Source organism: Streptomyces sp. NPDC042002 (genome assembly GCF_055588305.1).
Window position 1 is genome coordinate 1 of sequence record NZ_JBVJCT010000077.1, and the last position, 5,621, is coordinate 5,621.

Annotated in this window: 4 protein-coding genes and 4 pseudogenes; 4 read left to right on the plus strand and 4 right to left on the minus strand. The window is 68.1% G+C overall.

Annotated elements, in window-relative coordinates; genetic code table 11:
* Positions 1–184 precede the first annotated feature (184 nt).
* Entirely contained in the window at positions 185–946 is a 762-nt protein-coding gene (locus ACZ6KY_RS41970) for a maleylpyruvate isomerase family mycothiol-dependent enzyme (RefSeq protein WP_469315508.1), read from the minus strand.
* Between the two features lie 68 nt (positions 947–1,014).
* Between ACZ6KY_RS41970 and ACZ6KY_RS41975 the strand changes: the two are divergent.
* Both ACZ6KY_RS41975 and ACZ6KY_RS41980 read left to right on the plus strand, forming a co-directional pair.
* A pseudogene (locus tag ACZ6KY_RS41975) lies at positions 1,015–1,439 on the plus strand (transposase); the annotation flags it as partial.
* Positions 1,440–1,648: 209 nt separating this feature from the next.
* Positions 1,649–2,054 (plus strand): annotated as a pseudogene (locus tag ACZ6KY_RS41980) (helix-turn-helix domain-containing protein); the annotation flags it as partial.
* Positions 2,055–2,177: 123 nt separating this feature from the next.
* On the opposite strand, the gene ACZ6KY_RS41985 reads toward ACZ6KY_RS41980, so the two are convergent.
* On the minus strand, positions 2,178–3,443 hold the full coding sequence (locus ACZ6KY_RS41985; RefSeq protein ID WP_469315509.1) for an IS701 family transposase: 1,266 nt from the start codon (positions 3,441–3,443) through the stop codon (positions 2,178–2,180).
* A 186-nt stretch (positions 3,444–3,629) separates the two neighbouring features.
* Between ACZ6KY_RS41985 and ACZ6KY_RS41990 the strand changes: the two genes are divergently transcribed.
* The gene (locus ACZ6KY_RS41990; protein ID WP_469315510.1) at positions 3,630–4,226 is read left to right on the plus strand and encodes a hypothetical protein; all 597 of its coding nucleotides are present in this window, start codon (positions 3,630–3,632) and stop codon (positions 4,224–4,226) included.
* Positions 4,227–4,614: 388 nt separating this feature from the next.
* Entirely contained in the window at positions 4,615–5,355 is a 741-nt protein-coding gene (locus ACZ6KY_RS41995; protein ID WP_469315511.1) for a hypothetical protein, read from the plus strand.
* A 26-nt stretch (positions 5,356–5,381) separates the two neighbouring features.
* Here the strand turns inward: ACZ6KY_RS41995 and ACZ6KY_RS42000 are convergent.
* Both ACZ6KY_RS42000 and ACZ6KY_RS42005 read right to left on the minus strand, forming a co-directional pair.
* Positions 5,382–5,522, minus strand: a pseudogene (locus tag ACZ6KY_RS42000) (Ku protein); the annotation flags it as partial.
* Positions 5,523–5,543: 21 nt separating this feature from the next.
* Positions 5,544–5,621: pseudogene (locus ACZ6KY_RS42005) on the minus strand (transposase); the annotation flags it as partial.

The following is a 5,621-nucleotide window of genomic DNA, read 5'->3' on the forward strand; positions in this document are numbered from 1 at the left end:
CGCCCTCGCCGCCGCGGCCCGCACACACGGCGGCGACCTGGCAGGGGCCGCGACGTGGCACCGGAACATCCGCAGAAGCACTCATAAACAAATTAACGACGGATCTCCGGCGCAGGACACTAGCTGTTCGCGATGTTCACCGAGGCGGACGTCATCAAGGCCGTCCGCTGGCGGTATTGACTGGCTACTCCTCGGGCTCCCAGGCGATCAGATGCTCGAACACCTGCTGGTCGCCCTCGATCTTCAGGTCGCTCAGCGTGAGGCGGCCCCAGATGAAGAGGAGCAGCTGCTCGGCCGTGCCCGTGGCCGAAGCGGAGGCGGGCGCCGCGTCGTCCGTGAGGGGTGCGGGCCAGGCGCCCGTGCCGTCCAACGCGAGGAGCCAGGAGCGGCCCTCGATCGCGTGGTAGTGGATGGTGGCGGCCTCGTGCGGCCAGGCCGCCGGGGTGGAGTTGCAGGTGTCGAGGAACTCGGCCACGCCGTCGATCGCGACGTCCGCCGGCATCGGCTGCACGGCGCCTGCGGCGAGCTGGGCGTCGTAGGTGTGCACCAGCACCTCGTGCACCCGGCGCCGGGCAACGCCCCAGGCATTCGCCGGCGACACGCCGGCGCCCCACCACGCCCAGCACTCGCGCTCCGGGCCAGCCTCGCGCAGCGCACTCAGCAGCAGCTCGTTCGACTCGGCGTACCAGGCCAGCAGCGCCTCGAGCTCGCGCGGCACCTCCGCGACATCCTTGGCCGGCGGAGCCTCGGCCGGGCCCGCGGCGACGATCGCGGCCCACCAGCGCTGGCCCGTACCCAGGTGCTGCACCAGATCGAACAACGTCCACTCGGGGCAGGACGGCACCGGCGCGTCAAGGCTGGGCGCGGCGGCAACCGCACTCCGGAACGCGGCCGACCGCTCGTCGATCAGTTGCAGCAGGGCGGAAAACTCAAGACTCTCTGTCACATCGCTTACCTATCACCCCAGCTCAGCCGACCGCACCCTATTTTCCAGGCCGTCAGCTGCGGGAGTTGGAGCGCCTGATAGCCGAACTGCACCGTGCCGGGAAGCTGGACTGGTCCCGGGCGGTGAACGACGGCTGCCACCACCAGGCCCATCGGGGCGGCCCAAAAGCGTGCCGGGCCCGGTCGACCGTGCCCGGCCCGGCTCGAAGCACCACGTCATCACCGACGCAGGCGGCACCCCGCTCGCCATCACCCTGACCGGTGGCAACCGCCACGACATCACCCGGCTGCTGCCCCTGCTCGACGCGATCCCGCGGATCCGCGGAGCGACCGGTCGTCCCCGTCACCGGCCGCGGCAGTCGTTCGCCGACCGGGGCTACGAATTCGACAAGTACCGTCGGCTCCTGTGGAAGCGCGGCATCAAGCCGGTCATCGCCCGGCGCGGAGTTCCGCACGGCTCCGGCCTGGGCTCGGTCCGCTGGGTAGTCGAGCGGGGTCGGCGGGTCAGGTGTTCCGGGGGCAGGTGGGCTGGCCTGCGGTCGGCGTCGAAGTGAGGCTGAGGGGAAGCCATTTCGTGGTGGGACTGGTCTCAACTGCATCCTGGTCGTCGGCTTCGTCCCTGGCCTTGCCAGCCAGCCCTACTCCAAGGGGTGCGATGGACTTCAAGGTCCGGGAGAATCGGGGACCAGGCGGCGGTTGACGTCTGCTGCGTGAGCGGGAGGTATATCTCCAGCTCACGCAGCAGGGCTATAGCAATCGAGAGGCCGGCCGGATCGTCGGCATCACCCGCGGACCGGCAAGCGGTGGCGGAACGGCCGGCACTCTCCGCCCTGGGTGAGGCGAAGCCTCCCATCACCGTGGAAGCTCCGGCGGCCGAGCCGTCGAGGTACCTGGGCGAGGCCGAACGCATCCACATCGCCGACCGGTTGCGGGAGAAGGCGTCCATCCGGCAGATAGCCGCTGAGCTGGGCCGCAGCCCGTCCACCATCAGCCGCGAGATACGGCGTAACGGAGCGTTAGGGCGGGGCAGGGACTGGACATACCGGCCCCATGCCTCCCAGCGACGTTCCGAGGAGCGTCGCCCTCGCCGGAAGCCCGGAAAGATCGGCCCGGAGACCTAGTAGTGCCTGGTCAGGTTGATATGGATGTTGGTATGTCGCGGTGGCAGGTGGGGCAGGCGCCGGTCCAGAGGGCGAGGAGTGTCTGCAGCTCGCGGACGACCTGGTAGAGGCTCAGGCCGGCGCGAGGTCTTTTGGGGCCGGGGCCAGTCGTTGCAGGGTGCAGAAGGCGTGCGCGACGGAGACGAGGGTGACGTGGTGGTGCCAGCCGCCCCAGGTCCGGCCCTCGAAGTGGGCCAGTCCCAGAGCCTGTTTCATCTCCCGGTAGTCGTGCTCGATGCGCCAGCGGAGCTTGGCGAGGCGGACCAGGGTGGTCAACGGCATGCCGGAGGGCAGGTCGGACAGCCAGAACTGCACCGGCTCGCTCTCGCCCGCAGGCCATTCGGCCAGCAGCCAGCACTCCGGCAGTTCCGGTCCGTCGACGTTCTGGCGGACCTCGCGTCGGGCGGGCCGGATCCGCAGGACCACGAAACGGGAGTACATCCGCCTGCGGCCCGAGCGGCCGGTGCCGGGCCGGGAGCCCTGGCGCCACTGCACCGGCCTGGCCGCCTTCCGGCCTGCCGCGACGACCAGCTCCTTCACCGACCGCGGCTGGTCGGGATACTTCGCCACCGGCGGGCGTCCGGTCCCCGAGTACGGCTCCGTCACCGGCACCGCTTCTGCGCTCTGGGCCGACAGCGTGCTGGAGATCCCCACCACGTAATTCAGACCGCGCTCCTGCAGTCCGTGCCGGAACGCGGCGGCGTCGCCGTAGCCGGCGTCCGCGACGGCCAGCGGCACCTCGATCCCCCAGGAACGGGTCTCGTCCAGCATGTCCAGGGCCAGCTGCCACTTCTCCACATGCCCGACATCGTCGGGGATGCCGCAGGCGGTGCGGCGGGCGACCTTGTCCGCATCGGCCTTCGGCGAGGCGGGATCCCAGCTCGGGGGCAGGAACAGCCGCCAGTTGACCGCTGCCGAGGCGTGGTCGGAGGCGAGGTGGAGCGAGACGCCGACCTGGCAGTTGGTGACCTTGCCCGCGGTGCCGGTGTACTGCCGCGACACACACGCCGAGGCCGTCCCGTCCTTGAGAAACCCGGTGTCGTCGAAGACCAGGGCCTCGGGCCCGATCGCCTCCTCCATCCGCCAGGCGAGCTGGGCCCGGATGCGTGCCGGGTCCCAGGGACTCGTCGTGATGAAGTTGGCCAGCGCCTGCCGGTTCCCGTCCTCACCCAGGCGGGCGGCCATCGGCTCGACCGACTTACGCCGCCCGTCGGTCAACAGCCCCCGCAGATAGACCTGCCCCCACCGACGCTGATCCTTGCGCGCGAACGGCTCGAACACCTCCGCCGCGAACGCCTCCAACTCACCACGCACCACAGCAATCTCGTCCGGAGTCACACACCCTCAACGCCACACCAGGCCAAGAAGACACGCGTCACTTCAGCCGACCTGACCAGGCACTACAAGAGCCTGTGCGGAGTCCGGATCACGGGGGTGGTCGGCAGCCGTCGGCATGCCCAACCTCTTGTCAGACACCGCTGTTACGTTGACGCGAGGATCTCGCTCGACCTCTGAAGAGGGCTTATGTATGACGAACGGCTCGCCGAGTTTTCCCGCGAGCGGCTGGACGGCCGTCCGATACCCGACGATCTGCGCGTGCTGCTGGTGGCGCAGTGGGAAGGCCGCACCGACTTCACCCACCTTCTAGACCTCGACTTCTTCGAGGCGGGAGAGGTCCACCCGCTCCTGGACACCAGCTATCTGAGCGAAAAGGAAATCGCGGACCCGGAGATGCAGGCTGTCAATGCCGGAGCCGCGGAGATGGCCGAGTACGTCAAGCTCGTGGCGAAGGGCGGAAAGGGGTGGATCGGCTACTGGCTGCACCCCGACGAACCCGCGGATCGTGCCTGGCGCCTCATAGAGCTGGACACCGAGTTCACCTTCTGGGGCCTGGTCGGCCTCACTCTGGCCGAGGGGTCCGCCGCGGAGCAGGCAAGCTACCAGGACGAGCCCGACGAGCGAATCGCGTTCACACGAGTGGCCGCCGAACTCGCCGAGCTTGGCCTACCGCTAAGCACCCAGGACTACGACGCCCTCGATGACACTGAGTACACGGTGAATCCGGAGGAACTCATGGAGGAGCTGATCGATGCCGAACGCGAGAAGCGCGGTCTTCGCTGAGCGGGGAGACGCCAGCGCTCCGGGTGCTGCAACGGGAGGTGGTTGCCATATTGGCCGCCGCTGGTCATTAGATATCTCGTTCGTCGGTCGAGTAGGCGATGCGAAGACATGGCCTACTACAGCCATCGACTACGTTCAGAGTCGAAATCACGTGGCCGGGTGGAGGCTGCGCCTGCCGCGAGCTGCGCAAGGAAGCCGGAGTGAGCGCCGGGCAGCGGCGGCAGCTGGGCTCGCACGCAATCACGCTGAGCTCTCCGGCGCGCGTCCATATCTACGAGGCCCGAGGCCTGACCCTCGGTTCCGCGTTGGGGTAGGTGATCTCTGCCCAGGAAGGTCGGCTGTGAGAATTGGCGCGACGCCCGGTCCCGGCGTATTCGACAATCCTCTGGTGACTGATGAGAAGCGTTGCCTCACCCTTCGCGTTGTCGTTCCTGATCCCACGCAGAAGGGTGCAAACGTGGAGGTCCGGGCCCTGGTTGATGGTAGGGACATCCTGGCTGACGCATTTACAGAGGGTCCGGGCGAAGATCCCAAGTACCTCTTGGTGCCCGGCGGCCCTCTCACTGCTGAATCGGTACCGCACGAGGTGCGGTTGGCCGAGGCATCGTGCACCGAAGGCTGCTGCGGCGCTCTCTACGTGACCATCCAGCGCGACGGCGACTACGTGCTCTGGGACCAGTGGCGCAATCCCGACGAGGACGAGGTTGACCTGCCTGCCTTCCGCTTCGAGGTTCAGGAGTACCAAAGAGAAGTCGAGCGGGCAGCCGCGGACCGCAGCTGGGAATGGCCGGCGCGGACCGTTGCACGGCTCCTGGAGCAGGACCTCCGAGAGCGCACCGACTGGCTCGCACGGTGGGAATGCGAACTCAGCGACGTGTTGGCCTGGCCCTGGGAACCGGACCAGGCCAACGTCTTCCTCTTCCATCCAGGCCGCTCTGCTATCAGGGAAGACCGTCCATGGCTGCAGTTCCGGATGATCCTCGCCGTCTCTAGTGACGACCCGGCAGACCAAGCTGAACGGCTCGCTGAGCGACTCGTCGCAGCTGACCCGCGCCAAGCCGCCGAGGTCTGCGGTGGCTCACCAGAGTTCGCCAAGCAACTCGGTTACCACTGGCCGCAGCGTCGCTGAGCCTGAGCGCGAGGAATACCGCACGCCAGGAATAAGTGATCTCCGCCAGTACGAAGCAGGCCGAGGCGCTCACGGCCGCTCCAGGCGTACTTCGCCACGGCCACCTTCGATGAGCGCTCCAGGGCCCGCCTCAGGAGCGTGTAGGGCTTGGCCGCCACCTGGCCGTCGGGATTACTGACTTCGGCTGATTAGGGTGACGTTGGGTCGTCGAGGGTCAGGCCGGTGCCGGCTATGAAGCCGTCGAGGGTGTCGGGTCGGTATTGAAG

Excerpts from the sequence above, each read along its gene's own strand:
- ACZ6KY_RS41990 (WP_469315510.1), top strand. The coding sequence starts at position 3,630 with ATGTATGACGAACGGCTCGCCGAGTTTTCCCGCGAGCGGCTGGACGGC.